General features: G+C 61.9%; 24 protein-coding genes, 1 pseudogene and 1 riboswitch. Of the genes and pseudogenes, 8 read left to right on the forward strand and 17 right to left on the reverse strand.

Translation table 11 applies throughout. The features are described 5' to 3' along the window. Positions 1 to 116 precede the first annotated feature (116 nt). The 4 genes from KVT38_RS07685 to KVT38_RS07700 form a co-directional block, all read right to left on the reverse strand. Entirely contained in the window at positions 117 to 1889 is a 1773-nt protein-coding gene (locus tag KVT38_RS07685) for an ABC transporter ATP-binding protein (protein WP_217593103.1), read from the reverse strand. 203 nt (positions 1890 to 2092) lie between these two features. Next, positions 2093 to 2935, reverse strand: coding sequence for a stalk domain-containing protein (locus KVT38_RS07690; protein ID WP_217593104.1), 843 nt, complete (start codon positions 2933 to 2935; stop codon positions 2093 to 2095). A gap of 183 nt (positions 2936 to 3118) precedes the next feature. Then, positions 3119 to 4360, reverse strand: a complete 1242-nt coding sequence (locus KVT38_RS07695; protein ID WP_217593105.1) for an MFS transporter — start codon at positions 4358 to 4360, stop codon at positions 3119 to 3121. Between the two features lie 49 nt (positions 4361 to 4409). Next, positions 4410 to 4865, reverse strand: a complete 456-nt coding sequence (locus KVT38_RS07700) for a CBS domain-containing protein (protein WP_090116139.1) — start codon at positions 4863 to 4865, stop codon at positions 4410 to 4412. A gap of 157 nt (positions 4866 to 5022) precedes the next feature. Between KVT38_RS07700 and KVT38_RS07705 the strand changes: the two genes are divergently transcribed. Beyond that, a complete protein-coding gene (locus KVT38_RS07705) occupies positions 5023 to 5451 on the forward strand; it encodes a MarR family winged helix-turn-helix transcriptional regulator (RefSeq protein WP_217593106.1) in 429 nt (142 codons plus the stop codon). Positions 5452 to 5898: 447 nt separating this feature from the next. Here KVT38_RS07705 and ychF read toward each other — a convergent pair whose 3' ends face one another. After that, complete coding sequence (gene ychF, locus KVT38_RS07710; RefSeq protein ID WP_217593107.1) at positions 5899 to 6999, reverse strand: redox-regulated ATPase YchF; 1101 nt, start codon at positions 6997 to 6999, stop codon at positions 5899 to 5901. A 155-nt stretch (positions 7000 to 7154) separates the two neighbouring features. Continuing rightward, entirely contained in the window at positions 7155 to 8132 is a 978-nt protein-coding gene (locus tag KVT38_RS07715; protein WP_217593108.1) for a DUF6612 family protein, read from the reverse strand. 110 nt (positions 8133 to 8242) lie between these two features. On the opposite strand from KVT38_RS07715, the gene KVT38_RS07720 reads away from it, so the two are divergent. From KVT38_RS07720 to KVT38_RS07735, 4 genes are all read left to right on the forward strand, one after another. Further along, positions 8243 to 8386, forward strand: a complete 144-nt coding sequence (locus KVT38_RS07720) for a hypothetical protein (protein WP_217593109.1) — start codon at positions 8243 to 8245, stop codon at positions 8384 to 8386. 259 nt (positions 8387 to 8645) lie between these two features. Beyond that, a complete protein-coding gene (locus KVT38_RS07725; protein ID WP_254639065.1) occupies positions 8646 to 9272 on the forward strand; it encodes an RNA polymerase sigma factor in 627 nt (208 codons plus the stop codon). Next, entirely contained in the window at positions 9269 to 10816 is a 1548-nt protein-coding gene (locus KVT38_RS07730; protein WP_217593110.1) for an extracellular solute-binding protein, read from the forward strand. The genes KVT38_RS07725 and KVT38_RS07730 overlap by 4 nt, the downstream gene beginning before the upstream one ends. Next, positions 10813 to 12222: an ABC transporter substrate-binding protein gene (locus tag KVT38_RS07735; protein ID WP_217593111.1), complete on the forward strand. Its 1410-nt coding sequence runs from the start codon at positions 10813 to 10815 to the stop codon at positions 12220 to 12222. The genes KVT38_RS07730 and KVT38_RS07735 overlap by 4 nt, the downstream gene beginning before the upstream one ends. Before the next feature lie 27 nt (positions 12223 to 12249). Here the strand turns inward: KVT38_RS07735 and KVT38_RS07740 are convergent, their stop codons facing one another. The 4 genes from KVT38_RS07740 to KVT38_RS07755 form a co-directional block, all read right to left on the reverse strand. Beyond that, a complete protein-coding gene (locus KVT38_RS07740) occupies positions 12250 to 13521 on the reverse strand; it encodes a molybdopterin-dependent oxidoreductase (RefSeq protein WP_217593112.1) in 1272 nt (423 codons plus the stop codon). After that, complete coding sequence (locus tag KVT38_RS07745) at positions 13508 to 14614, reverse strand: sensor histidine kinase (RefSeq protein ID WP_217593113.1); 1107 nt, start codon at positions 14612 to 14614, stop codon at positions 13508 to 13510. The genes KVT38_RS07740 and KVT38_RS07745 overlap by 14 nt, the downstream gene beginning before the upstream one ends. Then, a complete protein-coding gene (locus tag KVT38_RS07750; RefSeq protein ID WP_217593114.1) occupies positions 14611 to 15324 on the reverse strand; it encodes a response regulator transcription factor in 714 nt (237 codons plus the stop codon). The genes KVT38_RS07745 and KVT38_RS07750 overlap by 4 nt, the downstream gene beginning before the upstream one ends. 63 nt (positions 15325 to 15387) lie before the next feature. Next, positions 15388 to 15693 carry a hypothetical protein gene (locus KVT38_RS07755; protein WP_217593115.1) on the reverse strand — a complete coding sequence of 102 codons (306 nt, stop codon included), beginning with the start codon at positions 15691 to 15693 and terminating at the stop codon, positions 15388 to 15390. Between the two features lie 270 nt (positions 15694 to 15963). On the opposite strand from KVT38_RS07755, the gene KVT38_RS07760 reads away from it, so the two are divergent. Further along, the gene (locus KVT38_RS07760; RefSeq protein ID WP_217593116.1) at positions 15964 to 16659 is read left to right on the forward strand and encodes a hypothetical protein; all 696 of its coding nucleotides are present in this window, start codon (positions 15964 to 15966) and stop codon (positions 16657 to 16659) included. 402 nt (positions 16660 to 17061) lie between these two features. On the opposite strand, the gene trxA is transcribed toward KVT38_RS07760, so the two are convergent. The 3 genes from trxA to KVT38_RS07775 all read right to left on the reverse strand — a co-directional run bounded on the left by trxA (position 17062) and on the right by KVT38_RS07775 (position 18910). After that, positions 17062 to 17373 carry a thioredoxin gene (gene trxA, locus KVT38_RS07765; RefSeq protein ID WP_090116128.1) on the reverse strand — a complete coding sequence of 104 codons (312 nt, stop codon included), beginning with the start codon at positions 17371 to 17373 and terminating at the stop codon, positions 17062 to 17064. 147 nt (positions 17374 to 17520) lie between these two features. After that, the gene (locus tag KVT38_RS07770) at positions 17521 to 17946 is read right to left on the reverse strand and encodes an RrF2 family transcriptional regulator (protein ID WP_217593117.1); all 426 of its coding nucleotides are present in this window, start codon (positions 17944 to 17946) and stop codon (positions 17521 to 17523) included. A 133-nt stretch (positions 17947 to 18079) separates the two neighbouring features. Further along, a complete protein-coding gene (locus tag KVT38_RS07775; RefSeq protein ID WP_217593118.1) occupies positions 18080 to 18910 on the reverse strand; it encodes an aldo/keto reductase in 831 nt (276 codons plus the stop codon). A 151-nt stretch (positions 18911 to 19061) separates the two neighbouring features. On the opposite strand from KVT38_RS07775, the gene KVT38_RS07780 reads away from it, so the two are divergent. Continuing rightward, positions 19062 to 19703 carry a DsbA family oxidoreductase gene (locus tag KVT38_RS07780; protein WP_217593119.1) on the forward strand — a complete coding sequence of 214 codons (642 nt, stop codon included), beginning with the start codon at positions 19062 to 19064 and terminating at the stop codon, positions 19701 to 19703. A 70-nt stretch (positions 19704 to 19773) separates the two neighbouring features. On the opposite strand, the gene KVT38_RS07785 is transcribed toward KVT38_RS07780, so the two are convergent. After that, positions 19774 to 20706 (reverse strand): LysR family transcriptional regulator, encoded by a 933-nt coding sequence (locus KVT38_RS07785; protein ID WP_254639066.1) that lies wholly within the window; start codon positions 20704 to 20706, stop codon positions 19774 to 19776. 135 nt (positions 20707 to 20841) lie between these two features. On the opposite strand from KVT38_RS07785, the gene KVT38_RS07790 reads away from it, so the two are divergent. Then, positions 20842 to 21909 (forward strand): YeiH family protein, encoded by a 1068-nt coding sequence (locus KVT38_RS07790; protein WP_217593120.1) that lies wholly within the window; start codon positions 20842 to 20844, stop codon positions 21907 to 21909. Positions 21910 to 22125: 216 nt separating this feature from the next. On the opposite strand, the pseudogene KVT38_RS07795 reads toward KVT38_RS07790, so the two are convergent. From KVT38_RS07795 to KVT38_RS07805, 3 genes and pseudogenes are all read right to left on the reverse strand, one after another. Continuing rightward, positions 22126 to 23615, reverse strand: a pseudogene (locus tag KVT38_RS07795) (NAD(P)/FAD-dependent oxidoreductase). A gap of 48 nt (positions 23616 to 23663) precedes the next feature. Then, positions 23664 to 23763, reverse strand: a riboswitch (purine riboswitch). 544 nt (positions 23764 to 24307) lie between these two features. Then, complete coding sequence (locus KVT38_RS07800; protein WP_217593121.1) at positions 24308 to 25174, reverse strand: transglutaminase family protein; 867 nt, start codon at positions 25172 to 25174, stop codon at positions 24308 to 24310. Continuing rightward, positions 25171 to 26124 carry an alpha-E domain-containing protein gene (locus KVT38_RS07805; protein ID WP_217593122.1) on the reverse strand — a complete coding sequence of 318 codons (954 nt, stop codon included), beginning with the start codon at positions 26122 to 26124 and terminating at the stop codon, positions 25171 to 25173. Before KVT38_RS07805 ends, KVT38_RS07800 begins: the two co-directional genes overlap by 4 nt. Positions 26125 to 26142 lie beyond the last annotated feature (18 nt).

Below are 26142 nucleotides of genomic sequence, written 5' to 3' on the forward strand. Positions count from 1 at the left end.
CGCCGATAAGCGCATACGGGCACTAACTCTGCCGCCCTGTGATGCCTTCCCCTGATTCTCTTCGCTGCCGCCCCCCTGTGCAGTGTTACAAACTACTCCCCCGCGCCGGCCGGCGTCTACGCGAACTGCGTGCGGTACAGCTTGGCGTACAGACCGTCCCGCGAGAGCAGCTCCTCATGGGTGCCCAATTCGACAATGCGCCCCCGGTCCATCACCGCGATGGCGTCGGCGGCGCGGACGGTGGACAGGCGGGGCGCGATCGCGATCGTCGTGCGGCCGGCCATCAGGCTGTCGAGCGCCTCCTGCACGTATGCCTCGGAACGCGAGTCCAGATGCGAGGTCGCCTCGTCGAGTACAAGAATCCGCGGATTTTTCAAAATGGCCCGCGCGATCGCGATCCGCTGGCGTTCGCCGCCCGACAGACGATGTCCCCGCTCCCCTACCTTCGTATCGTAGCCCTGCGGCAGTCCCGCGATCACGTCATGAATGTAGGCCTGCCGGCACGCGGCTTCCATTTCCGCCATCGTGGCGTCTTCTTTGGCAAACCGAAGATTGTCTGCGATCGTGCCGTAAAATAAAAACGGCTCCTGCGTCACATAGCCGATCTGCTCGCGCAGCGAAGCCGTTGTCACGCCGCGAATGTCCTCCCCGTCGATACGCACGGTCCCCCGTGTCGGGTCGTACAGCCGGCCGACCAGGCCCGCCAGCGTCGTTTTGCCGGCACCGCTCGGCCCGACCAGCGCGAGCAACTGTCCCGGCCGCGCAGTCAAGTTAATCTCCCTCAGTACAGCCGCTCCGCCCGCAGCATACCCGAACGAGACGCCTTCGAACTCGACCAGCCCGCTCCCTGGCTGAAGCGGCCGGGCATCCGGCGCGTCCTCGACCTCGGGCTTCAGATCGAGATATTCGAAGATGCGCTGAAAGATCCCCATCGCGGCGGACAAGTCAAGATGCATGCCGAGCAAGCCGGACACCGGCTCGTACATACGGCCGGTCAACGCGGCGAACGCGATGACCGAACCGATGGACAAACCGCCGTGAATCACGAGCCAGCCGCCGTACAAATAAACGATCGCAGTCGCCACCGGATTGGATACGCCCGCCGCCATCCCGTACCATCTCCCGATGAGGCCGAGCCGCAGCTCCATGCTTTTCACCGTGTCGTTCATCTCGCCGAACTTGCGGACCTGGGCTTCCTCCCGCCCGTAGATACGGGTCAGCAGCGCGCCCGACACGCCGAACGTCTCCGACAGATGCGAGGACATCTCGCCTCGCAGCGTTTGTACGCGCAGCCGAAGCGACTTGCGCAACGCTCCGATCCGTCTGGCGGGCAGCAGCAGCACCGGGATGACGACCATCGAGACGAGCGCCAGCCTCCAATCGAGCCGAAGCAGAATGACCACAGTCGCGACGAGGGTGACGGCCTGCGTGATCGCGTTGACGATCGTGCCCGTGATGGCGCCCTGCACGGCCTGCACATCGCCCGAGATGCGCTGGACGATCTCTCCCGTCCGCGACCTGGTGAAGAACGACATCGACTGCCGCTGCAAATTGCGGAACAGCCGGTCGTTCAGATCCCGCATGACGCTCTGTCCGACCTTGTTGTTCAGGTGCGTCTGCCAGACGTTCAAGACGCCCTTGGCGAGCGGACTCGCAGCCATCAGACCTGCGAACAGCAGCAGAAGACCTGCATCCTTCTTCGGAATCGCCTGGTCGACGAGCTCTTTGGTCGCAAGCGGAGCAGCCAGCCCTGCAAGGGTCGCCGCAAGAGAAAGCAGTAATATAAATGTCAATTGGCCGACGTACGGCCTGAACAATAGCAAGACCCGGGACAGCTTGACGTCCGACAGTTTTGCGCCTGCCTGATGATTTTCGCTTAGTCTTCGCATATGGCTTAGCTTCTTTCCGATGAGGTCCGTGATAAATGCCTGTTAGCTCGATTATAGCAAGATCGGCGCCGCCTCACATCCGCCCGGCCGACGCGAAGACATGCCCGTCCTTATAAAAAAGAACGGCCCCTCTCGGGACCGCTCCGTTCTGCCTATACTATCAAACGATGCTGCTAAAATTACTACTCCGAACCCCGCTCGCGTTATTGCGCGTTCGCCGGCAGCACGACGATCGTATCCGCCGCGCTCTGCGGCGGAATGCTGCGCGTCGTCGCCGGACCGTAGTATGCACGCAACTTGTCGCCTATCTTGATATCCTCGGCTTTGACCGGCTCGCCCATCGACGTCACGATCAGCGTATCCGCGCCAACGTTCAGCACCAGATTGGAGATGGCTGCATCGCCCGTGCCCGACCCGAGCTGAATCTGCCAGCCGCTGTCCGTCTTGTTGACGGCGCCGACTTTATCCTCCTTGATCAGCCGCTCGCCGAGCAGCGTCACCTTGGCCGCATGCGATTGGGCCGGGAAGCTGAGCGCGACCATCGGGCCGTATTCGACAGCAACGCGCGAACCGGCTTTAAGGTCGGCGACCGTCTTGACCGCGCCGGACTCGTCCACGATGACCGTGTCCTTGTCTACCTTGGCGACGATCCAGTCGAATGTGCCGGCAGAGCCCTTGCCCATAACGTTCAAGCTCGTCAGTCCGCCAGCCGTCTGCACGTCGGTCACGACGCCGGTATTCACGAGATAAGCGTCCACGGGCGCCTGCTCCTCTTTCTTTGGCGTCAAGTCGAACTGTCTGGCTTGCTGATTCCAGGTGATATCGTAGCCGAGAGCGCCTGCGGTGTCGCGCAGCGGCACGTAGGCTTTGCCGTCGATGTAAACAGGCTGGATCGAGCCGTAGGCCGCTCCATTGACGGATACGTGGATATCGCCGCGCAGGAGGCCGCTGACCTTCTGGGTGAGACCTGCGGCGCCGGCGACCGCAGAAGCGCCGAGAATGCCGGCGGCGGTCAGCAGAATAACGGATTTCTTTTTAAGATTCATGTGTGATGCTCCTCTCTAGGTTGCGTTGCCTTGACACTAAGCTGCTCCGTTCGCGCTTGCGATAAAGGCATGTTATGCAAAATTCCGCATATTCCCCAAGACGAGCTCTCGATCCCAAAGGTTGCACGGACGTAAAAACGGCCGTCTCCCGAGAGCAGGGGAACGGCCGCGGTCGACGACAGATCAGTGCGCGCCCACTTTGTCGACGTGCAGCAGGTGACGTTGGTTCAGCAGGATGACGACGACGGCTGCCAGCACAAAAGCGCCGCCCACGACGAACGGCACGTGCGGGTTGTACCATTCGGCGAGCTTGCCGGCGAAGTATGGCGCGATGGCGCCGCCGATGAACCGCAGGAAGCTGTAGGCCGCGGAAGCGGTCGGACGCTCGACAGGCGCCGCGTTCATGACCGCAGTGGTGATGAGCGTGTTGTTGTTGCCCAGCAGCGCGCCGGCGAATACGATGGCGCCTACGACGACCCACTCGGTCGTCGTCCAGACGCCCATCGCGAACAGCACGAGGCCGAACAAGGTCAGCATGGCATACATCGACTTGAGCGTGCCGAATTTGCGCTGAAGCACCGGCGCCATGAACACGGAGGTAATGGCAAGCAGAACGCCCCAGCCGAGGAAAATGTAGCCCAGGCCATGCGCGTCATAGCCGAAGTAGTGATCCAGCACGAGCGGCGCATAAGCCAGCAAGGTGAAGAAGCCGAAGTTGTACAGGCATGCGCCGAGGCCGAAGACGAGGAGCGAACGGTGTTTTAACGCGCGGAACGGATCGGCGAGCGACGCCTTGGGGCGTCCGGCCGATACGGCCGGCTTCTTCGCTTTAGGCATCGTGAATGCCAGCGAGATAAAGGCGATGACCATCAGCACGGCCACCCCGAAGAACGGGCCCCGCCACGAGATCGATCCGAGCTCGCCGCCGATGAGCGGTCCGACCGAGATGCCGAGACCGATCGCGGCCTCGTACAGGATGATCGCACGGGCGACGCTGCCCGTCGAGAGCGAGACGATCGCCGTCAGCGAGGTCGCGACGAACAGCGAGTTGCCAAGACCCCAGCCGCCGCGCAAACCGATCAGCGCCCAGATCCCGTCCGAAGCGCCTCCCAGGGCGGCGAATACGGCGATAATCACGATGCCCGCGAGCAGCGTTCCTTTCATCCCGAGACGGGACTGAATGACGCCGGTGATGAGCATCATGACGGCCATGACCGCATTGTAGCTGGTGAAAAGCAAGGAAACTTCGCTTGGCGAGGCTTCCAGTTGTTTGGCGATGGCGGGCAGGATCGGATCGACCAGACCGTTGCCCATGAACGCGATGACGCACGCAAAGCCGACCGCCCATACGGCGCGCGGCTGCTTGAGCAAGCTGCCCTCCGGCGCGAGCGGCGACGCAGGAGCAGCGTTGGTTGTGGATGACATAATGCGTTAGCTCCTTTGATAGGAAGTGTGGATGCGGCGGCGATTTATGTTAAAGCAGATTTTCAAACGCATGGCGAACGACATTGCCGCGGCTGATGATGCCGACGAGCACGCCGTCCCGTTCTACTGGCACCTTTTTGATTTGTTTTTTGCCCAGCATAGCCGCGATATTCTCGACCTCGTCATCCCACATGGCCTTGACCACCTTCGTCTTGGCGATCGACATGACGTTCAGGTCCAGCAGCCTGCGCGCACGTTCCTCGAACTGCTCGTTATCCCCTTGAATCAGGATGGAAGCATAAAAAAAGTCGACGTACCGGTCCTCGTGCTTGCCGATGTACCGCATGACATCGCCGTCACTGACGTATCCGACGATCTCGTTGCGATCGTTGACGACCGGCAGCCCGCTGATCCCGTGCTCGATGAACCGTTCAATTACGCGGCGCACGGTGTCGCTTTCTTTGACCTTGTACACCTGCTTGATCATAATGTCTTGAGCCAGCATGCGCAGCCCCTCCATTTAGTTGTATTGCCAAACTAAACATTTAAGTGTATTATACAACTACTTTGCGAAAAGTCAATCCCCATGCCGCTTCCGATGCTTGAAATGCGTGCGGCATGTGGTACGATGGGGAACAGAAAAGCAGCAAGGTGGTGAGTCCGTGAGTTACGAAACGAATACCAGCATCGAGCTCGAGATCGCCCTTCTGATTCGCCGTCTCACTTCCATCTCGACCAGCCGCAAGTTCGGATCGCTCGATCGCTCCGCCTATTTGCTGCTCGGCCAGATCGAGTCGCACGGCTCCGCCGGCGTCAAGGCGCTCGCGGAGGAGTTCCGCCTCGACATCTCCACCGTCAGCAGGCAGACGTCCGCGCTCGAGCAAAAAGGCTACGTCTACAAAATGCCCGATCCGGAAGACGGCAGGGCCTACTTTTACCGACTTACCGACGAAGGGCGCCGCATGCTGTTGGAAACGCGGGCGCAGCGCACCGAACGGATCGACGAGCTGCTGAAGGACTGGACCGAGGACGAGCGGACCCGCTTCGGCGAGCTGCTCGCCAAGTTTAATCGAACCTACCTGGACGATTAGTCTGCTCTTATTGTATTCAAAAGCTTCCCAAGTTATTGGGCGGCCGCCTTGTGTAGGAGGTTTCGCGGGGAAGAGGATGGTTAGTTTGTGAAAGTGTGCGGGGCGGAATTGTGCGACGGGATCGCATAACTCGCGGACTTAATCGGCTTCGGGATCGAATTGTGCGGCGGGATCGCATAACTCGCGGACTTGGCCGCTTGCGGGGCGGATTTGTGCGACGGGATCGCATAACTCGCGGGCACCGTCGGCTGCGGAGCCGAGTTGTGCGGCGGCATCGCATAACTCGCGGGCTTGGCCCGCTGCGGAGCCGAGTTGTGCGGTGGGATCGCATAACTCGTGGGCTCAGGCGGCTCCGGAGCGGAGTTGTGCGGCGGCATCGCATAACTCAACGCAAAAAGCCCGGGCATCCCGCCCGGGCTTTTCCTTGCGCTTAGCGGCGCAGCTCGCTTATACGTTAAACCGGAAATGCATGACGTCGCCGTCGGCGACGACGTACTCCTTGCCTTCGAGGCGAAGCTGGCCCTTCTCCTTGGCCGCGTTCATGGAGCCTGCGCTCACCAGGTCTTCGTACGACACGACCTCGGCCCGGATGAAGCCGCGCTCGAAGTCGGTGTGGATGACGGCGGCGGCCTGCGGCGCCTTCGTCCCCTTGCGGATCGTCCAGGCGCGCACTTCCTGCACGCCGGCCGTGAAGTACGTGTAAAGGCCGAGCAGCTTGTAGGCTGCACGGATCAAGCGGTCAAGCCCGGATTCGCTCAGTCCGAGCTCCTCGAGGAACATCTCCCGGTCCTCGCCCTCGAGCTCGGCGATCTCGGATTCGACGCGCGCGCTGATCGGCACGACCTCGGAGCCTTCGGCCGCCGCGAATTCGCGGACGCGCTGCACGTACTCGTTGCCGTCGGCGTTCGCCGCCTCGCTCTCGCTCACGTTGGCCGCGTACAGCACCGGCTTGATCGTGAGCAGATGCAGGTCGCGCACGAGCAGGCGCTCTTCGTCCGACAGCTCGACGCTGCGGACGGGCTTCTCTTCGAGCAGTGCGGCGTGGATGCGCTCCAGCACTTCGACCTCTTGGGCGTACTTCTTGTCTCCGCCCTTCATGTTCTTGCGGGAGCGCTCCATGCGCTTCTCGACCGAATCGATGTCCGCCAGAATCAGCTCCAGGTTGATGACCTCGATATCGTTGATCGGATCGATCTTGCCCGATACGTGAGTGATATTCTCGTCGACGAAGCAGCGCACGACGTGCACGATGGCGTCGACTTCGCGGATGTTGGCCAGGAACTTGTTGCCTAGGCCTTCGCCGCGGCTCGCGCCCTTAACCAGGCCTGCGATGTCGACAAATTCAAAGGCGGTCGGCACGATCCGGTTGGGCGTGACGATATCGGCGAGCTTCTGCAGACGCTCGTCCGGCACTTCGACGACGCCGACGTTCGGGTCGATCGTGCAGAACGGATAGTTGGCCATCTCGGCACCCGCTTGGGTGATGGCATTGAATAAAGTCGACTTGCCGACGTTGGGCAGGCCGACGATACCACAGGACAGTGGCATTCGCTAAACACTCCTGACTTCGCGCGGCCCTCGCGGAGTAGCGCCGGACGGCCGTTCACGGTTCAATTATACTTCAGACATTATAACGGAAGGCCGGGACCTGCGTCCACCTAACCGGCAACCTCAGCCTTCCAAGCTGATGTTCCGAACCCTCCTCAATACGAGTCCATTCCTTCCAGCTCGCCCAGATCGTCTAATGTCCCAAGATCCCCCTCCGTCGCTTCCGGATCGTCGATCGGCGGATCGAGCTCCGGCGCCGCAAGCGCAGCCTGCGGAACGACGATGGCCTCGGTCGCATCATGCTTGGTATAAGTGCCTTCGAACAGTTGGTTCAGCTCGGACGGCGCGCCTGGCTCGTATTCGATCGTCATCTCGGACTGAACGCGGTAGGCGAGCGGCAAATGCGTCGCCGCGTCCAGCGTAAAGCTGGCGGACAGCGACTTCAGCGCGATGCTCTCCCGCGCCGCTTCGTCCAGGCTGCCGAGGTCGAGCGTGCCTTCCAGGATGTGCTTCAGAAACGTAAGCGCCTCGGGCCCTTTTCCTTCGTAGCGGACCACGTCCCGCCCCGCCTCGCCGGCGAGCGAAAGTTCGGCGCCGAGCGAAGCGGCAGAAGACAATGCCGCCGCCGGGTCGATCTGATAATCGGACAGCGTCCGCGCGATATCCGCTGCCTGCTCGTCCGACAGCTTGCCCCATTCTTCGAAGGACGGATCGTACACGTAGTAGGCGCCCGGCACGAGGATCGCTCGCAGCGAGGACTTTTCCCCGTCCTGAACGCTGTCGACCGTCTGATCGAGCTTGAGCGGCGAACGCTCGACCTTGCCGGCGTTGGTCACCTCGAATACCGAATCGGCCGCGGCCCCGCCGCTCAGCTTCTGGACGAGATGCAGCGTAAAGGCGTAACGTCCGACGCCCGCCATGGCCGCTTCGGCTTGCTCGATCAATGCGGCGGCGTCGCCGGCACCAGCCGAGCCGGAAGGCGTCGCTCCCGCAGCCTCCGACGGCTCCGCGGCCGAAGACGAAGCCGCGACCGGCTCCGCAGGCGCTTCGCCCCGGCACGCCGTCAGCACGAGCGCCGCCGCGAACACGACCATAAAAACGAAAAACGTACGTCCCTTGGATGTGCGTGACATGATGGATAACAGCCCCTTCAATTCGGTTAAGCTATGCAGCGCGAGGCGTTGCGGCCGGTGCCGGCAGCCAATCCTTCGCCTACGCGCATAAGAGCCTAAGGAGGATTCGCATGGAAAACGAAAGCCGCAAAGGCAATTATAAAGGAACGACGGCGATGGCGGCCAAAAATCAGGATATGGCGTTCGTCAACGACACGTTGGAGAATACGAAGTCCGTCGCCCCGACGCCGCAGAAAAAGAAAAAGACCGACTGACCCGGCGCGGTTCTTTTCGATAGCAATCTCCGCGGAGCGGCTTCCATGCCGCTCTTTTTGCCGTACCCGTACAAGTCTCTCTACCCTACCATACCCCCGCCTTCGCCCACAACGATCGAACACGCAATAAAATCAATGAAGCGAGCAGGGAACTTTTACCGCCATCGCTCGTTCCTTAGATGTGCCGGCCGCACGATCATCGGGCAAAGGAGAATGCGAAGCGGTCTTCCCCGGACGGCGCCGGAAGGCTACTATGAAAATGAGAATGTACAGGGGCTCCGCAGCGGCTGCGGCCGTCGACGGAGAAGAGGTGGACGCGTTGAATCACGACTATTTGAAGCATATGACCGAAGGCATCGACCGCGATGCCGTTCTGGAGGAGCTCATGCTCACCTACGGCAGGGACGTATGGAACTACGCCTTTTTTATGACCGGCAAGCGGGAGACGGCCGAAGATATCGCGCAGGACGTATTTATCAAGGCATATCAAAGCCTGCACACGCTTCGCGGTGAATCGGGCGCCCGCGCCTGGCTGTTGAAGATTACGCGCAATACGGCGCTGGATTACTTCAAGTCGGCCTGGTATCGCCGCATTCGCCTGCCGGTTGTTCTGCCGACGCGCGAGTCGCAGATGTCGGCCGAGAACGAATGGCTCGGCTCGTATCGGCAGCGGGAGATCTGGCGAACGGTTATGGCGCTGCCGCGCAAGCTGCGGGAGAGCCTGCTGCTTCAGGCGCACCACGGCCTGAGCATGGCCGAGATCGCCGAGCTGCTCCAGGTGTCGGAGGGAACGGTCAAATCGCGCATTCACAGAGCGAGGGCCGCCATGAACAAGAGATTCGAGCGAGGGCAAGAAGACGACGAAGAAGGGAGCGGACGAGCATGACGGACGATCGCGACCGCTGGGAACGCACGCTGTCGGACCTGCCGCTCGGCTCCGGCGGCTTCGGCACCCCGACGATCAAAAAAGTGAAGGAGCGCATCAAAATGCTCGAACGACGAGCCAGGCGCAGAAGACAGGCAGCGGCGGCATCCGTCGTCGCACTGCTGATCGCAGGAGCGGTAGTCTTCCGGGGCGAACTGGCCGAGCTCTTGACGCACGAAGAAGCGGCGAAGCCGGTGATCAGCGAGAACGAGACGACGACGCTGAACATTATGTATTGGGACAGCAGCGGCTTCATGTCTTTGTACGGACAGCCTTTTATTATCCGGCATCCCTCGGTCAGATTCGAATATTCGGAATACCCGGGCAAGAACGCCAATCTATACAGCTTGACGCCCGGCATCGATACCTTCAAGAAGCAGTTGGAAAACAGTCCGGCCGATCTCGTGCAGATTCCGCTCGCCTACTTGCCCGAGCTGACTGACGCAGGGCTGCTGAAGCCGCTGGACGCGTGGATGAAGCGGGACGGGATCACCGACGACAGTTGGCAGACGGCCGTCAAGCAAACCGTACGCGAAGCCGGCGGCGGCGGGCTGTACGGGTTCGCCCCCGAATTTACGGGCTACGCGCTGTATTACAACCGCAAGCTGTTCCGGGAAAACGGCGTTCCCGAGCCGACGGACGGCATGACATGGGACGAAGTCATGAACGCCGCCGCGCGGTTCCAGGGGCTCAAAAAAAACGGGAAGCCGGTGTACGGTCTCAGCTTCGGCTATAACTCCGCGATCTGGGCCGAAGCCTATTCGATCGGCACCAGTCAGGGACTGCGCTTCGCCGATGCCGAACTGGGCGCCGCGACGATAGACACACCGGCCTGGACGGCCATCTGGACCAAGCTGGCCGAGGGCCACGGGGAAGGCTGGATCAGCAACGAGCCCCCGCTCAAGTGGGAAGGCAACGTCGAGATGAAGGATCTTTACGCGCACGATCCGTTCCTGAACGGCCGCTCGGCGTTGACGTATGCCTCAAGCTCGTACCTCCGCAATATCTCTCAGGCCGGCTCCCAAATGGGACTTGGCGAGGACGATTGGGGCGTCTTGTCTCCGCCGACGGACGAAGGGTCGCGCGGAACCGACGGCGCTTTCGAGATTCCGTTCGTGTTCGCCATTCCCGAAAAAGCTCCTCACGCGGATGCCGCCTGGGAGCTGCTGAAGTACATCATGAGTCCGTCCCAAGCCAACCGGCTGATCCGGTTCCCGCATGGAGACGTCTTGCCGACGGTGGCGGCGGACGCGGCGGCAGCCGACAGCCGCTCCGCCGTGTTCTACCGAGCGGCAGTCGATCCGTCGCGCGTGATCGACGCCGCCGTGCGCAACGCCGATCCGTCCTACCAGCGTGTCGCGAGCGCCATCTGGACCGAATCCAACGACAGGACGCAGAGCTTGCCGGATGGCGCTCTTGACGTGCCGGAGCTCCTCAAGGCGCTGCAAGCCAAAGCCGAGCAAACGATTCGCGACGCGCAGGCGAAGTCGGAGGCGAGGCGATGAGGCGGCTCATCGCGCTGATGGCGCTCGTCCTGCTGCTCACGGTCGCGTCAGGATGCACGAACGGGGGGCAAATTTCGGACGGTCCCCGGACGCTGACCGTCGCCTGCTGCCAGACCTCTATGTACGACATGAAATTCAGGGATTTTATCGAAGCCCGCTTCCCCGACTGGGACGTCCGCTTCGTGCCGATGCAGCCGGAGAACGACTACAAAGTTTACGACGACAAGACGATGGCCGCCTTTATGGACAAGGAGAAGCCCGACTTGCTTATCCTGAGCATTCCCGACTACCGGCTGCTGCGCAAGGCGGACAAGCTCCGGAACCTGGAGGAATGGTCCGCGCAGAAGAAAACAAAGCTGACCGACGGCGTGACGCCCGGCGCGCTGGACTTCCTTCGCGGCGAGGACGGCGGTCCGCTCTACGGAATCGGTCCGGGCTTCCACGCCAGCGCAATGTATTACAACAAAGACATGTTCGACAGGCTTGGCATTCCCTACCCGACGGACGGCATGAACTGGGAGCAGACGATCGCGCTGGCCGATCGCGTCATGCAGGACAAGCGCCTGCAAAAAGACGAGGTCGGACTGCATATCCCTTGGCTCCGCGGTCCGTTCGACCTGCTGCAGCGCATCGCCGGCACCGAAGGGCTGACTTATGCGAATGCCAAGACGGGCGCGGTCACCTTCGACTCGCCGGCATGGGAACGCCTGTTCAAGCAGGTCGCCGCCGCTTATAAACGCGGCACGTTCGTCCCCTCCTGGCCGCAAGCCCGGGAGACCGACGGCAAATCGTACATCGATCAAGCGGCGATGGAGGCTGTCGACCTGTTCAAGCAAGGCAAAGCCGCGATCACGATCGACGACGACAACCTGATGGCGAATCTGAAATCGGGCAAGCCGAAGTTCGACTGGGGCGTGGTCACGGTGCCCGCCCGCAGCTCCGATCCCGCCGTCGGTGGAGAAGTGCAGATGTACGAGATATTCGCCATTCCCGCCGCCGCATCGCATGCCGAGGAGGCTTGGGAAGTGCTCTCCTACTTCATGTCCGCGTCGGTCGGCAAGGCGAAGGCCGCGATCGGCGGCATGGTCGGCGGCATGGATCTGTCCGTTTTGACTGATTATCCCGAGTGGAAGCAGGACCCGGATTACAAACCTTTTTACGCACTCCGTCCGACCAATTCGATTGATCGCTACTACTTCGGCGAGCCGCAAGGTCCCGGCAGCTTCGACGAATCGTTCGCCGAATCGGTGAACGGGCATATCCGAAGCATTGTCGACGGAAAGGAAACGGAAGACGCGGCCTACAAGGCGATTCAATCCGAAGCGGAGACGCTCATGAAAAAAGTGCAGTCGGAGGTTCAAGCCGACGGCGCGAACGAAGCAAACAAGGCAAGCACAACCGAATAAAGCGGGAAACGAACAGGGTGAGGGCCGTCAGGCCTTCACCCATGCGTCGTTGTCGTAGCCCCGCTCCTCCCAGTATCCGATGTGAGGGCGGTCGATCAGTTCGATCCGGTCCAGCCATTTGACCGACTTGTACGCGTACATGCCCGGCACGATCAGACGGACCGGACCGCCGTAGTCGCGGTGGATCGGCTTGCCGTCGTGGAGCACGGCGACCAGGACGTCCTTCATCCGCGCTTGCTCAAGGGACAACGCGTCGGTGTATACGCCGTCTCCAGAGTAGAACTTCACGAACTGCGCGTTCGTCCGCACGCCCGCGGCATCCAGCAGCTGCGCGAGCGGGATGCCTTCCCACGTGTTGCCGTACACCGACCAGCCGGTGACGCAGTGGAAGTCGCTAACCTGCACCTTGCGCTTGATCGCCAGAAACTGCTCCCACGTCCAAGTCGCGGGCTTGTCGACCAGACCGTCGATCGTAAAGCGCCAGCTGTCCGAGTCGAAGTGCGGGAGCGGTGTCACCGTATAAAGGCGGAAGCTGCCCTTGGCGCCGCCGCCGATGACGTTGGCCGAGTCCGGCAGCGGCTGGGGCGCCGGGAGCATGCGGTTCGCGTCCGTCTCGTCCGCGGCGATGTTGCCCGTGCCGGAGTTCAGACTCAGACTGCTGCCCATCCAGCGGAAAAAGGACGGCAGCACCGCGGCGGCCAGCGCCACGCCGACGGCGCTCCGAATGAACTGCCGGCGCGTCATCCAGGGCTGTGGACTCGCGGCCGGATGCAGTCCGCCGGGGGACGGGCGATGCGCGCTCGTTCCGCCTGCGGTTCCCGCGCCATCGTCCGTGCGAACGGCTCGCCGCTGCGGCTTTTTGGCCCAACGCATCCGGGTGATCGAATGATAAGCGGCATACGGCAAGCCCACCCACGTCAGCAGATCGTGAACGACGAGCGCGTTTGTCGCCCAGCGCGGCGGCAGATGGCGGAGCTGCCATAGCACGATGCCCGACGCCAGCCAGCCGAGCAGCAGGAAGACGACGAACGCCAGATTGCCTCGCTGTCCCGGTCTGCCCCGGAGCTGCTTGAGATGCCGCTTGAGCAGCGGCGCATACAGAACGAGCACGATGCCGGTAATGAGACCGATGTAGATGTGCAATTGCTTGATCCACACGCGCCCTTCGCCAAGCCATCCTCTCGCCGCGCCCCAGGACAAGAGCAACCCGCTGACCGCCAGCGCGACGACCAGCCATGCATTCCAGCGGTGCAGCTCCGCCAGCTGCTTGCCGAAGCCCGCCCGTTTACGATCCTTCATCTTCTGCGTCCCTCCTCCGTCCGACAGCCGCGCCGCTTCCGACGGCGGCCAACCTCAGCGTAAACCGGAATTCGCTTCCTCCCTCTCCCACCGGCGTCACGCCGATCTCGCCGCCGTGCCGCTCCATCAGCGACTTGGCGATCGAGAGCCCGAGGCCGGCGCCGCCTCCCTCTCGCCGCCTGCTCCGATCCGACCGGTAAAACCGCTCGAAAATCCGTTCCCGCTCGCCCTCCGGCACGCCGTCCCCTTCATCCCTGAGCGAGATCGACACCATGCCGCCGTCCTCAATCGCAGCCCGCCATTCGATGCATCCTCCGTTCGGAGAATGCCGAATCGCGTTGTCGAGCAGGTTAGCCGCGATCCGGCGCAGCTCGCTTTCGACGCCCCACACGACCGGGGACGGTTCGGGAAGCTTGACGACAACCTCCAGATTTTTCTCCTCCAGCTTCGGCCTGTATACGTTTAACGTGTCGATCAGCACGTCTTCAAGCGCCGCCGGCCGAGGCTCGAAAGGATCCGCGCCGGCATCCAGCTTCGACAGGTCGAACAGATCCTGAACCAGGCGCCCGAGCCGTATCGATTCCTTGCGGATCACTTGCAGGTAATCGCCGCGCGCGGTCTCGTCCTCGACGACCCCGTCCAGCAGCGCCTCGGAGTGAGACTGCAGCAGCGCGAGCGGCGTGCGCAGGTCGTGCGCGACGTTCGCCACGAGCTCCCTGCGCGAGGACTCGGACCTCGTCACATTTTCAAAGCTGGTCTTAAGCTGACGGCTCATCGCGTTGAATCGCTCCGCCAACAGTCGGAACTCGGCGGGTCCCACGATAGGCACCTCCGTGCCGAGCTCTCCCGAAGCGATCTTGCCGGACGCCTCGCCGATCCGGTTCGCCGCGCGGGCAAGCGGCATGACCAGCACGAAGTGAAGGACGAACGACAAGCCGCCGGCCAGCAGCGTGGCGCCGCCCAGCCAGACGAACGTCGGCGCGCTGAGCAGCATGCGGCTATAGCAATAGAACAAGACGGCCAAAATAACGATCAAACTGACGGCATTGGATAAAAGAAGATAGGTGCGCAGCCTTACCGTCCGGCCTCTCATTCGGCGGGCTGTCCTTCGAACCGGTAGCCGATGCCCCAAACCGTTTTGAGCCATGTCGGCTTGGACGGGTTCGGCTCGATCTTCTCCCTCAGCCTGCGCATGTGCACGGTGACCGTGGTCGAATCGCCTTCGAAGGCGATGTCCCACACCCGGCTCAGCAGCTGGCTTCTCGAAAAAACCTGGCCCGGATGGCGCGCGAACCATTCCAGAAGATCGAACTCGGTGGCCGTGAGCTCCACGTCCCGACCGCCCGCTTTCACCTTACGCTGGGCCGGATAAAGGGAAAGGCCTTCGAAATGAAGGCCCGCTTCCGGCTGCGCCGGCTTGTCTGCGGGTGTGGCGGAAGACGCAGCCCTGCGCAAAATATTGCGAACGCAGTCATCAAACTCCCGAGGGCTGAACGGCCTGGTCAGGTAGTCGTCCGCGCCAAGCGTCAAGCCGAGCAGCCGATCGCTCTCCTCGCCTCTGGCGGTCAGCATGATGATCGGCACGTCCTCTTCGTCGCGAACGGCGGTGCAGACGTCCCAGCCCGATACGCCCGGCATCATCAGATCGAGCACGTGCAGGTCGGGACGCTCCGATCGCCAGAGGCGCAGCGCCTGATCGCCGTCGTCCGCGACGAGCACCTCGAACCCTTCGCGCTCCAGGTATCTTCGGCAGACGTCGGTAATATCCCGCTCATCGTCCGCGACCAGCACCGTTGCAGCCATCCCGATCTCCCCTTCATCCGAATACCCAAATTATAGCACAGCCGGGCGGTTCAATTGTTGCGCTTACTTCTCTCCCATGTCCCCGTTCTTCATGCTTGCCTCCGGCGACATCATGCCGCCGTCCTTCATGCTTGCCTCCGGCGACATCGTGCCGCCGTCCTTCATGCTCGCCTCCGGCGACATCGTGCCGCCGTCCTTCATGCTCGCCTCCGGCGACATCGTGCCGCCGTCCTTCATGCTCGCCGACGGCATAGGCGGATTGTCGTTCGCCTTGTCCGTTCCGCATCCCGCCAAAGCGGCCGACAGCGCGACGGCCGACAGCAGCAGGCCGAACGCCTTTCCCGATTTTCGCAGCCCCGATGGTTTCACGATAAATCCCTCCCTGACACGTTATAGTCTCAAGGTACCGTCCAGGACTAACGAACCGCTAACCGATTTTCGAATAAACCATTAAAAGATAATTACAGAAGTCTTACGACGGTCAAGCCGCCAACCTCCCTGGATGTGCCTGCTTGCGCGCGCGCCATTTCTCAGAATCCTTTTCGGCGCACCGGAACATCCGGCGACATTTTGCGTCTAACCTTTTCGAAAGTTAAAAAAGAGCTAAATTCCGCCACTCTTCTAGGAGGTTGTTACATCATGAAACCCAGGATGCTCCCATACTTGGCCGCGCTGCTCGCGGTTGCGCTGCTAGCCGGATGCGGCGGCGGCAACGAAGATCGCAACGCCGCAACGCCGCCGGCTACCGTCACTGCAGTCGCTACCCATACCGACTCGACACCGCCGGAGAGCGCCTCGGCGACAGCCCCTTCCACCGTCTCAGCCGCGCCGACCGATTCCCAAAAGGCGCTGTCCGCCGCGGCCAAGGACGTCGTGGAGGCGCTCCGAGATCGCGACTTGAAGCGGCTCTCCTCGTGGATCGACCCGAAGCTCGGCCTGCGCTTCTCTCCTTACGCCGCGATGACGGAAGCAGATCAAATTTTCAAGCCGGACGCCCTGCCTTCCTTCAAGAGCCAGGACAAGATCAAATGGGGCACCGCAGACGGCAGCGGCGACCCGATCGAGCTGTCGTTCCGCGATTACTTCGACAAGTTCGTGTACGACAAGGACTTCGATACCGCCCCGTCGATCTCCGCGAACAAGCTTGTCGGCCAAGGCAACACCGTTTACAACGGACAGGATAAGTACCCCGGCTCGTCCTTCGTGGAGTTCCACTTCCCGGGCTTCGACGATTCCGCGGACGGCATGGATTGGGAAAGCTTGATCCTGACGTTCGTGCAAGACGGCAGCGATTGGCGGCTCGTCGCCCTGACGCATGCGCAGTGGACGATTTGATCATCCGTGCAGCTCCGGCCCTTCTAACTCATGCGCCGGGCAAGTTGACGGACTGAGGAGCCGTTATTGTTGCTCCAATCCCTATTTGCAGCCCGTCCGCGGACCCAGGGGCCGTTATTGCGGGTTTGCTGGCTTTGTTTAGCCTTGATCCGAGTAAATAACGTCCCGTCAGTCCGCAACGCTCGCCATCCGGACCGATTTTTACGAAATAGCGTCCCCCGAGTCCGATACCCGGCGCCCGTTCACCGTGACCTCTGTGAGACTTGCATGCAACGGCTGCCCGCAGTTCCTATTTTGCACCCATCCGCTTGCCTTCCCGCCTATCGTCGATTTTCTGTCTGATTCGGTAAAAAACAAAGCACCGCGTCCTCGGACGCGGTGCTTGTTCGTGCAGCAGCTCGATTAGAGCTGGTTTTGAATCTTGGCCTTCAGGGAATCCTTGCTTTGCAGACCGACCAGCTTGTCGACCGGTTGGCCGTCCTTGAACAGGATCAGGGTCGGGATGCTCATGACGCCGAATTGGGAAGCCAGCTCAGGCTGCTCGTCGACGTTCACCTTGGCGATCGTCGCCGTGCCTTGAAGCTCGGACGACAGCTCTTCGACGATCGGGAGCTGCATTTTGCAAGGTCCGCACCACGGCGCCCAGAAATCAAGCAGAGACACGCCTTCGCTGACGGTCTCGTTAAAGTTGTCTTTCGTTACGACTACGGCCATCGTAATCCACTCCTTCAAAGGTTTAATGAAAAGGGTATATCGTTCCTATATGATGATCGGACGGCGAAGCGCGATCGCTCCGGTCCGCTCCATCCTGCGACTGCTGCCTTCCCCGCGCGCGGAGCGCACAACGAACCTTACCCCCGGCTACGTCTTCTGACACGCCTTGATGCGCGACAGCATCTGGCCGATCGTGATGCCCTGGAAGTAGTTCTCGAGCTGCCTCTCGGCGCCGCAGAACACGTCGTTCATTACTTCCTGCATATTGGAGCCGACCATGCAGTCCATGTCCGGATTGCCGCTGCACCAGTTCGGCTTGATCGCGCCGGCCGCCATCGTGCGGTAAATATCCGCCAGCGTCATGTCCGAAGGGTCGATGCAGAGCCTGTAACCGCCGCCCGAGCCTTCGCGCGTCGTTACATAGCCGCTTTTACGCAAGAAACCGAGCACCTTCCGCACCCTCGCCGGATGCGTGCAGACGTTGGCCGCGATCTCTTCGCTCGACGCCATGCCGTCCGGCTTGTGCGCGAGCAGGACCAGACTGTGCACGGCGATAATAAATTCGCTGTTCAAATGCGGCGCCCCCTTTCCCGGCGGGTTACTGTAATATTAACAGTTACAGTTGAAGCTGTCAAGGGGCACGGCAATACGATTAAGGCTTAGCATGCCGCCCGCGCACTCGCCCTATTCCGGGCGTTGTTCGCCTTCAAGCGCCGCCGACCAGATCCGGATCCATGCCGAAGCGGCGATCCTCGTTCAGTCCGTCGATCCGAGCCATATCTTCATCGGTCAGCGCGAAGTCGAACACGTCAGCGTTCTCCTCGATCCGGCGCGTCTGCACCGATTTGGGAATGACGACGATCTCCTGCTGCAGATGCCAGCGAATGACGATTTGCGCCGGTGTCTTGCCGTACTTGCCCGCCAGCTCGGCGAGCAGCGGGAGGTCCAGCCGTCCTTGCATGAGCGGTCGCCACGCCTCCGGCTGAATGCCTTCGCGCCGCAGAAAGGCAAGCAAGGGCTTCTGCGTCAACAGCGGGTGCAGCACCACCTGGTTGACCATCGGCTTGATCCGGCAGACGCCCATCAGATCCTCGAGATGATGGATCTTGAAGTTGCTGACGCCGATGGCGCGCACTTCGCCTTCATCGTACAACCGCTCCAGCGCCCTGTACGTATCCTTGTATTTGCCGGGAACGGGCCAATGCACCAGATAAAGATCGACCGCGCCGATCCCGAGCCGATCCTTGCTCCTGTAAAAGGCGCGCAGCGTCTCGTCGTAGCCCTGCTCGTCGTTCCATACCTTGGACGTGACGAACAGCTTGTCCCTCGCGATGCCCGAATCGCGGATCGCCCGGCCTACGTCCGCTTCGTTGCCGTACAGCGACGCGGTATCGATCGCGCGGTACCCCGCCCCCAGCGCGGCCTTTACCGCGTTTTCCGTCTCCGTGCCCGACTTGGCCCGCCATACGCCCAGCCCCAGCCGGGGCATCCGTTCGCCGTTCAGCAGCTCCACGGCCGATGCCTTCGTCCAGCCCATTTCCGTCACTCCTTTTCGCGCCGATCTTAAGCCATGTTACCATGGATGAGCAAGAGCCGCACGTTGATCGCGACCGTTCGATCTGGCATACTCAAAGTGTCGGCGAAGCCTTGCGCCCGCCCAACATCATAGAGACGAGGAGCTTACGCTCATGCATATCGACATTTACTCAGACATGGTCTGCCCGTGGTGCAGAATCGGCAAAAAGAACGTGACCGACGCGATCGAACAGTGGGTCGCAGAGTCCGGAGAGGACGTCACGGTCAGCTATCATGCCTTTCTTCTGGATCATTCGCTGCCTCCCGAAGGGCTGCCCTTCCGCGCTTCGATGGCGCACAAGATGGGCGGCGAGCACCGCATCGAGGAGATGCTGCAGCGCGTCACCGACGCCGGCGCGGCAGTCGGCGTGCCGTTCCGGTTCGACCGGGTGACGCGGATGCCGAATACGGTGCTGGCGCATCGCCTGACCGCGATCTTGCCCGCAGACCGGCAGGAAGCGTGGATCGACGCCGTGATGATGGCTTACTTCGAATACGGCAGAGATATCGCGAAGCGCGAAGTGCTGCTCGAGATCGCGGCGGATCTGGGCCTCGAGACCTTCCCGCTTGAGACCGCGCTGGACGAAGGACGCGGCGCCGAGGAGGTCCAAGAGGATCTGGAACGCGCCTCTGCCATGGGCATCTCGGGCGTTCCCTTCTTTGTGCTGAACGGCAAGTACGGCTTGTCCGGCGCCTATCCGGCCGCCGAATTCGTCAAGGCGTTCGGGAAAATCGCGGAGCAGAGCGGGAAATAAGTCGCGCCGTTCGCGCGAGACCGAAGCAAGCGGCGGCCAAGGGCCCCTTAACGCCCATCCGATCCGCCGATCAGCCGAGGTCTCGCGCGTCGATCCCGTTCCGCTCCATTAGCCGCCGCGTCGTCTCCTCCAACTGCGCCAGAAAAGCCTCCAGCGTGCGCGTCCGCACTTCTCCCTTCCGCAGCAGGACGTAGAAGCTTCTTTTAAAAGGCAAGCCCGGCGCCGGAATCGTCTTCAGCGCGCCGCTCTCCAGCTCCTTGCGCAGCGACCAGCGAGACTGCAGCGTCACGCCGAGCCCAGCCTCCGCCATTTCCTTGACCAACTGCGTACTGCCCAGCTCCATCATTTGTGGCGGGCGAATGCCCCACGCCTCGAACATCTGCTCGGTCGCCGCCCGCGTCCCCGAGCCCCGCTCTCTTACGAGCCAGACTTCCTCTTGCAGCCTTCCCGCCTCTACTGCAGCCCGCCCCGCCAACTCATGATCAGCTCCCGCGACCAGCACCATCTCATCTCCCGCGATCCGCCTGCTCTCAAGACCAGGCCCGATCTCTTCGCCTTCGACGACGCAGACGTCGAGCTCCCGCCTACGCAGACGCTCCGCGATCTCCGCCGTGTTCGCAATCGCAATGGACGGCTTGATGTCGGGATAGACCCGCATCAAATCGCCCAATATACGGGGCAGCACATACTCGCCGAACGTATAGCTGGCGCCGATCGCCAGCGGGCCGCGTACGCTGCCCGAGAGCTCGTCGACCATCTCCTGCATCCGCTCGTACAGCATGCCGATCTCCCTAGCGTGCCCGAGCACGATCTCGCCCGCGCGCGTTAGCGAGACCGATTTGCTGCTGCGATCCAGCAGGCGGGCGCCCAGCGCGGTCTCGAGCGCGCGGATGTGCTGGCTAACGGCGGGCTGGGTCATGTGGAGACGCTCGGCCGCGCGGGAAAAATTCCTCAACTCGGCAGCGACGACGAATACCTGCAGCGCAATATCCAAGCGATTCATCCTCCGCTTTCCATAAGTAATTACTTATTCTTAGAATAAGAATAATTCATTTCACTTATAGAATAAAGCGAGCTATGCTTGCACTAACAAAAACAGTTCGAGCAAGAGACGAGAGACGATGAGGAGATGACTCGCATGAACATCGCTCCAATACGACCATTACAGCGGCCCGGGCACCTCTTGCGCACGCGCATGACGCGTTTTGCCGGATACGCGCCTGGCCTTGCTCTCGCTGCGGCGTTGGCTCTGCTCGGCTGGCAGCTCGCGCGCATCCCCGGCCTCGGCCTGTTCGGCCCGATGGCCTGCACGCTGCTGGCAGCGGTCGCTTTTCGCCGGCTGTTCGGCTATTCGCAGGCATGGGCGCCCGGCGTACGCTTCGGCACGACCAAGGTGCTCCGCGCAGCGATTGTTTTGTTCGGCTTGAAGCTGCCGCTGGACGCCGTGCTTCAACAAGGCTTGCCGCTCCTGACGAGAAGCGTCGGCACGCTGGCCTTCTCGATGGCAGCCGGGCTCGCGCTGGGCCGCGTGCTGAAGGCCGACCGGCAATTGACGCTGCTCCTGGCCGTAGGCACGGGCATTTGCGGCGCGGCCGCGATCGCCGCCGTGTCGCCGCTGGTCGCGGCCAGGGAAGATCGCACCGCAACCGCAGCGGGATTGATCGCGATCGTTGGCACGGCGGCTGCGATCGCCTCAATGCTGTTGGCGGACGTCCTGCCGCTGAGCGGGCCTGCCTACGGCCTGTGGACCGGCTTGACGCTGCACGAGATCGCACATGTCGCCATGGCCGCATCGGCAGGCGGCCCCGACGCGCTCGAGAGCGGCATGCTGGCGAAGCTCGCCCGCGTGTTTCTGCTGGTGCCGCTCTGCCTGGCGCTTCACTGGCGCAACAGCCGCCTCGCCCGGCGTCAGCCGGCGAGCGAAAAAGAAGCTGCGGCGGGCGCCGCAGCTTCGTTCCCCTGGTTTTTAATTGGCTTCCTGGTCATGAGCCTGCTCGGTTCGGGCCTGGCAGCAGCCGGATGGCCGCTTCCTCCCCGTGCAATGGCCGGCATTTCGACGCTGACGACCATCCTGCTGACGATCGCGATGGCCGGCATGGGTCTTAACGTGAATGTTCTCGCGCTCCGGCACGCCGTGCGCCCGATCGCCGTCCTGCTGATCGTATCCGCGCTCCTGTCGGGCTTGACACTCCTGACCCTGCTTTAAGGGATAGCCGGACCCACCGGCAGCAGCTTTCAGCCGCACATCCCGCCAACTGTCGATCGTCGTTCACACTTCAGCTATTCTCGGCAGCACACCAATTCAACTATCGATCGTCGTTCATACTTCAACCGCTCTCGGCAGCACATCCCACCAACTATCGATCGTCGTTCATACTTCAGCCGCCCTCGACCGCGCATCCCGCCAACTATCGATCGTCGTTCACACTTCAGCCCCAATACCCTCTAATGCCGGTCCGACAGCCGCACCTCGTTTGCCGCCCAGTCGTTGTGCGACCGCCCGTGCGATCCACACCCCTGCCGCGCCGGCTTGCGCGAGCCCACGCGTGATGCCCGCGCCGTCGCCGCCGCAGTACAAGCCGGATATCTCGGTCTCGAGCCGGTCCGTCAGCTGCGGACGCGCGGAGTAGAACTTCGCCTCGACGCCGTAGAACAAGGTGTGCTCGGACGCGAGACCCGGCGTGACCTTATCCAGCGCCTCTACCATCTCGATCAGGCTTTTCATCGTGTTGTAAGGCAGCACGAGGCCCAAATCTCCCGGCACGGCCTCCTTCAGCGTCGGCTCCAGGAAGCCCTCCTTGATCCGCGCAGCCGTCGAGCGACGCCCCCGCAAAATGTCTCCGTACTTCTGCACGATGACGCCGCCGCCGGACAGATCGTTCGCCCGCTCGCAAATCTCGCGCGCGTATTCGTTCGGCTTGTCGAACGGTTCGGTGAACTTGTGCGAAACGAGCAGCGCGAAGTTCGTATTGGACGAGCCCAGGGCGGGATCCTTATAGGCGTGGCCGTTGGCGGCCATGACGCCGCTGTGGTTTTCGACGACGACGTGACCCGATGGATTGCTGCAGAACGTGCGGACGCGCGTGCCCACCGAGGTGTTGTATACGAATTTCCCCTCATACAGATGCTCGTTGATCTCGCGCATGACCACGTCCGATGTCTCGACGCGTACGCCGACATCGACCTGGTTGCTATGCATCTTGATGCGCCGCTTCTTCAGCACCTCCGTCAGCCAGGCGGATCCGTCCCGACCCGGAGCGATCACGACCGTGTCCGCCGCCAGCTCTTCGCCGCCTTTGAGGGAGACGCCCGTCACCCGGTGTCCCCCGCCCTCCTTCACGGTGATCAGGTCCGCAACCTCCGTCTTGAATCGCATCTCGATTTTGTCAGACAAATAAACTGCGATCGACTTGAGAATCTCCAGATTCTGCTCGGTGCCGAGATGCCTAACCTGCGCGCGCAGCAGCTTGAGTCCCGCGGCATAAGCGCGCTGTTCGATGCTCTTGACGACGTCCGTCGTCGGATCGGTGATCGTATGCGTCGCGCCGTGCGCGAGGTTGACTTCGTCTACGTACTTGATGAGGCCGAGCACCTGCGACGCCGGCAAATAATCCGTCAGCCCCCCCCGAACTCGGTCGTAATGTTGAATTTGCCGTCGCTGTACGCGCCCGCGCCGCCGAAGCCCGCCGTGATCGAGCAGGCCGGCAGGCAGCCGGCGAATTCTTTTTTCCCGGCGGGCGGAGGGCAGAGCTGGATCTTCTCCTCGAGAATGGGGCAGCGGCGGCGATGGATCTCGTGGCCTTTATCCAGCAGCAGCACCTTGAGATGCGGGGACTTGCGATAGAGCTCGTAGCACGCGAATATACCCGCCGGTCCTGCGCCGACGACGATGACGTCATAGATGTTCGTCATTTTTTCCGCCTCCCGAAAATGAAAAATTCCCGACCGCCAAAAGATACGGAGTTGCCTCCGCTCCTTCGTAGTCGGGAATTCACGGTTCCCGGTAGAGACCACCGGCCCTTATCGCCGGAGATATACGAATGCGCGTATTGTGGATGCCTGTTGGCGGTTAGGTATTTGCGTTGTCTTGCGGATCGGGCGAGCGGAGCTGCAGCCGTTTAGCCGCTAGAGCGTTCCCGCACCCCGTCAGTTAGTTTACTCACCCTAGGCGTACATGTCAATCGGAATCTCCCGTATTGTACGTTAAAAAGCGATTTTTTATGTTATTTTATAATAATCTATATTTAAAACGCAACCAAAACCGAACATTAAAAATCAAAACAATGGCTATTCGCCTCATCCCCTGCTATTCAGCAAGCGATCCGACCCCACAGCCCGCCCCCGGCTCCATCCCCTGCTATCCAGCAGGCGATCCGACCCCACAACCCGCCCCCGGCTCCATCGCCTGCTATCCTACAGGCGATCCGACCCCACAGCCCGCCCCCGGCTCCATCCCCTGCTATTCAACAAGCGATCCACTCTCGCAGCAAAAAAGCTGCCCCTCCGCCGCAACTCCCGCGACTTCCGGACAACTTTTCGCTTCGTCATGCTCAATCCGCTCATCTCAAACTTGCCGTTTCCTCACATACAAGACTTCGTCCGCGCTATCCCGCCAACTGCACGTCCACGCTCACCGTCAGCGTCTGCTCGCCGGTGCCCCGGTACACGCCTTTGACCGGCACGATGTCCAGGTAGTCGCGGCCGTGCGCCAGCTTGACGTACCGCCAGTCGACGAGTCCGTTGTTGGTCGGGTCGAAGCCCTGCCAGCCCATGCCGGGCACGTACACCTCGACCCAAGCGTGGGATGCCTGCTCGAAGTCCGCATTGCGCCCCTGGAGGTCGCCGACGAAGTGATACCCGCTCACGTACCGCGCGGGCACGCCCCGCATGCGGCAGATCGCGAGCAGCAGATGCGCGAAGTCCTGGCAGACGCCCGAGCCTATCGCGATCATCTCGTCCGCCGTCGTGTGGACCGCCGTCGACAGCGGCTTGTAATCGAAGTCGCCGAAGATGCGGGCAGACGCGCACTGGACGAAGTCGAACACGCCGACCTTCCCGGCTTCGCATGACGCGTCCTTCGCATAGCCGGCGACCGTCGGATGAAAGGTTGCGAACGGCGTCGGCAGCAGGTACTCCGCGTTGGCATCGCGGAATGAGTCAGTTCGCAGACGCGCCCAAGACTCGGACGGCTCGGTCTCGGGCTTGCGCTTCATCTCCGAATCGCGGGTAACGACCGTCGACTGGGAGGTGATGACGAGCTCCCGGTGCGGATGGTTGGCCGTGAAGGCGTGCACGCGATTGCCGAAGTAATCCTCGTACGACATCAACGAGACGTTGGGCTCGATGATCAGGCGGTGCTGGTAGCAGGCCTGGCGCTCGTCGGTCCGAGGGGCGAGACGCAGCTCATTGACACTGTCCGTCACCGGCGAGCCGTACCGGTAGGTCGTGACGTGGGTAATGTCCAACTTCATGCCGTGACCTCCCGTCCGGGGGAAAAAAACACCTTCGCCATCGCTTCTCCGAGCTGCCTGTTCGTAGCGAGCAGCTGCTGCAGAACGGCGTCCAGCGATTCGGCGTTAATGTCCGGACGCTCGAGCCAGCCCAGCTCGGAGCGCGCCTTGTCGGCGGTCCGGACGATCCGGTCCAGACCGGAGCCCGAACGGCTCGCGCCGGCCCGGAGCGTCTTGAGGTGATCCGAGAAGCTCGCGAGCGCATAGTGGACCGAGCGCGGGAACTGCTCTTGCGCCAGCAGAAACGCCGCCACCTCCTCCATGCTCAGCTCCTCGATGCCCAGCCTGCGGAAGGCTTCGTATCCGCCGACCGACTTGAGCACGGCCATCAGGTAGGCGTAGGAGGAGCTTCCCGTCTCGGCGGTATACCTCAGGACGGATTGAAGCAGCCGAACGATATTTTCGGAGCGTTCCAGGTGCCTGCCGCTCTCCATCATGCTGTACGCGTCGTCGCGCAGCGCGATCGACACCGCCGTCCCCTGGAACGCCGCCAGGCCCTCCTTGATGCGCTGGTAGAACCGGTGAGGCGAATCGCCCAACACCTCGGCCGTATCGCAGCTTTTCAGCCACAGGTAGAAGCCGTTCAACAGATTCCACAGCTCGGACGGGAGCCGATCCCGAATCTTCCTCAGGTTGTCCCGCGCCTGGGCGACGCAGACGACGAGCGAGTTGGCTTGCGTCGCGTCCAGCGTCAGGAAGTGGATGACGTCGCGCTCTCCGTAGGCGGCGTGCTTTTCCTCGTAAGCCGAGATATCTCCGATCGCGCCTACGATTCGGCGCCACACCTGCTCATCCGGCCCCTGCTCATCCTCCCGGAGATGGTAGTACACGTCGATGAGCCGCGCGTGGTTTTCCGCCCTCTCCGTATAGCGTCCGATCCAGAACAACGATTCCGCGATGCGGTCCAGCATAGCGTTCCCTCCTCGTCA

It is taken from the genome of Cohnella sp. GbtcB17 (assembly GCF_019091135.1).
Classification (GTDB): domain Bacteria; phylum Bacillota; class Bacilli; order Paenibacillales; family Paenibacillaceae; genus Cohnella.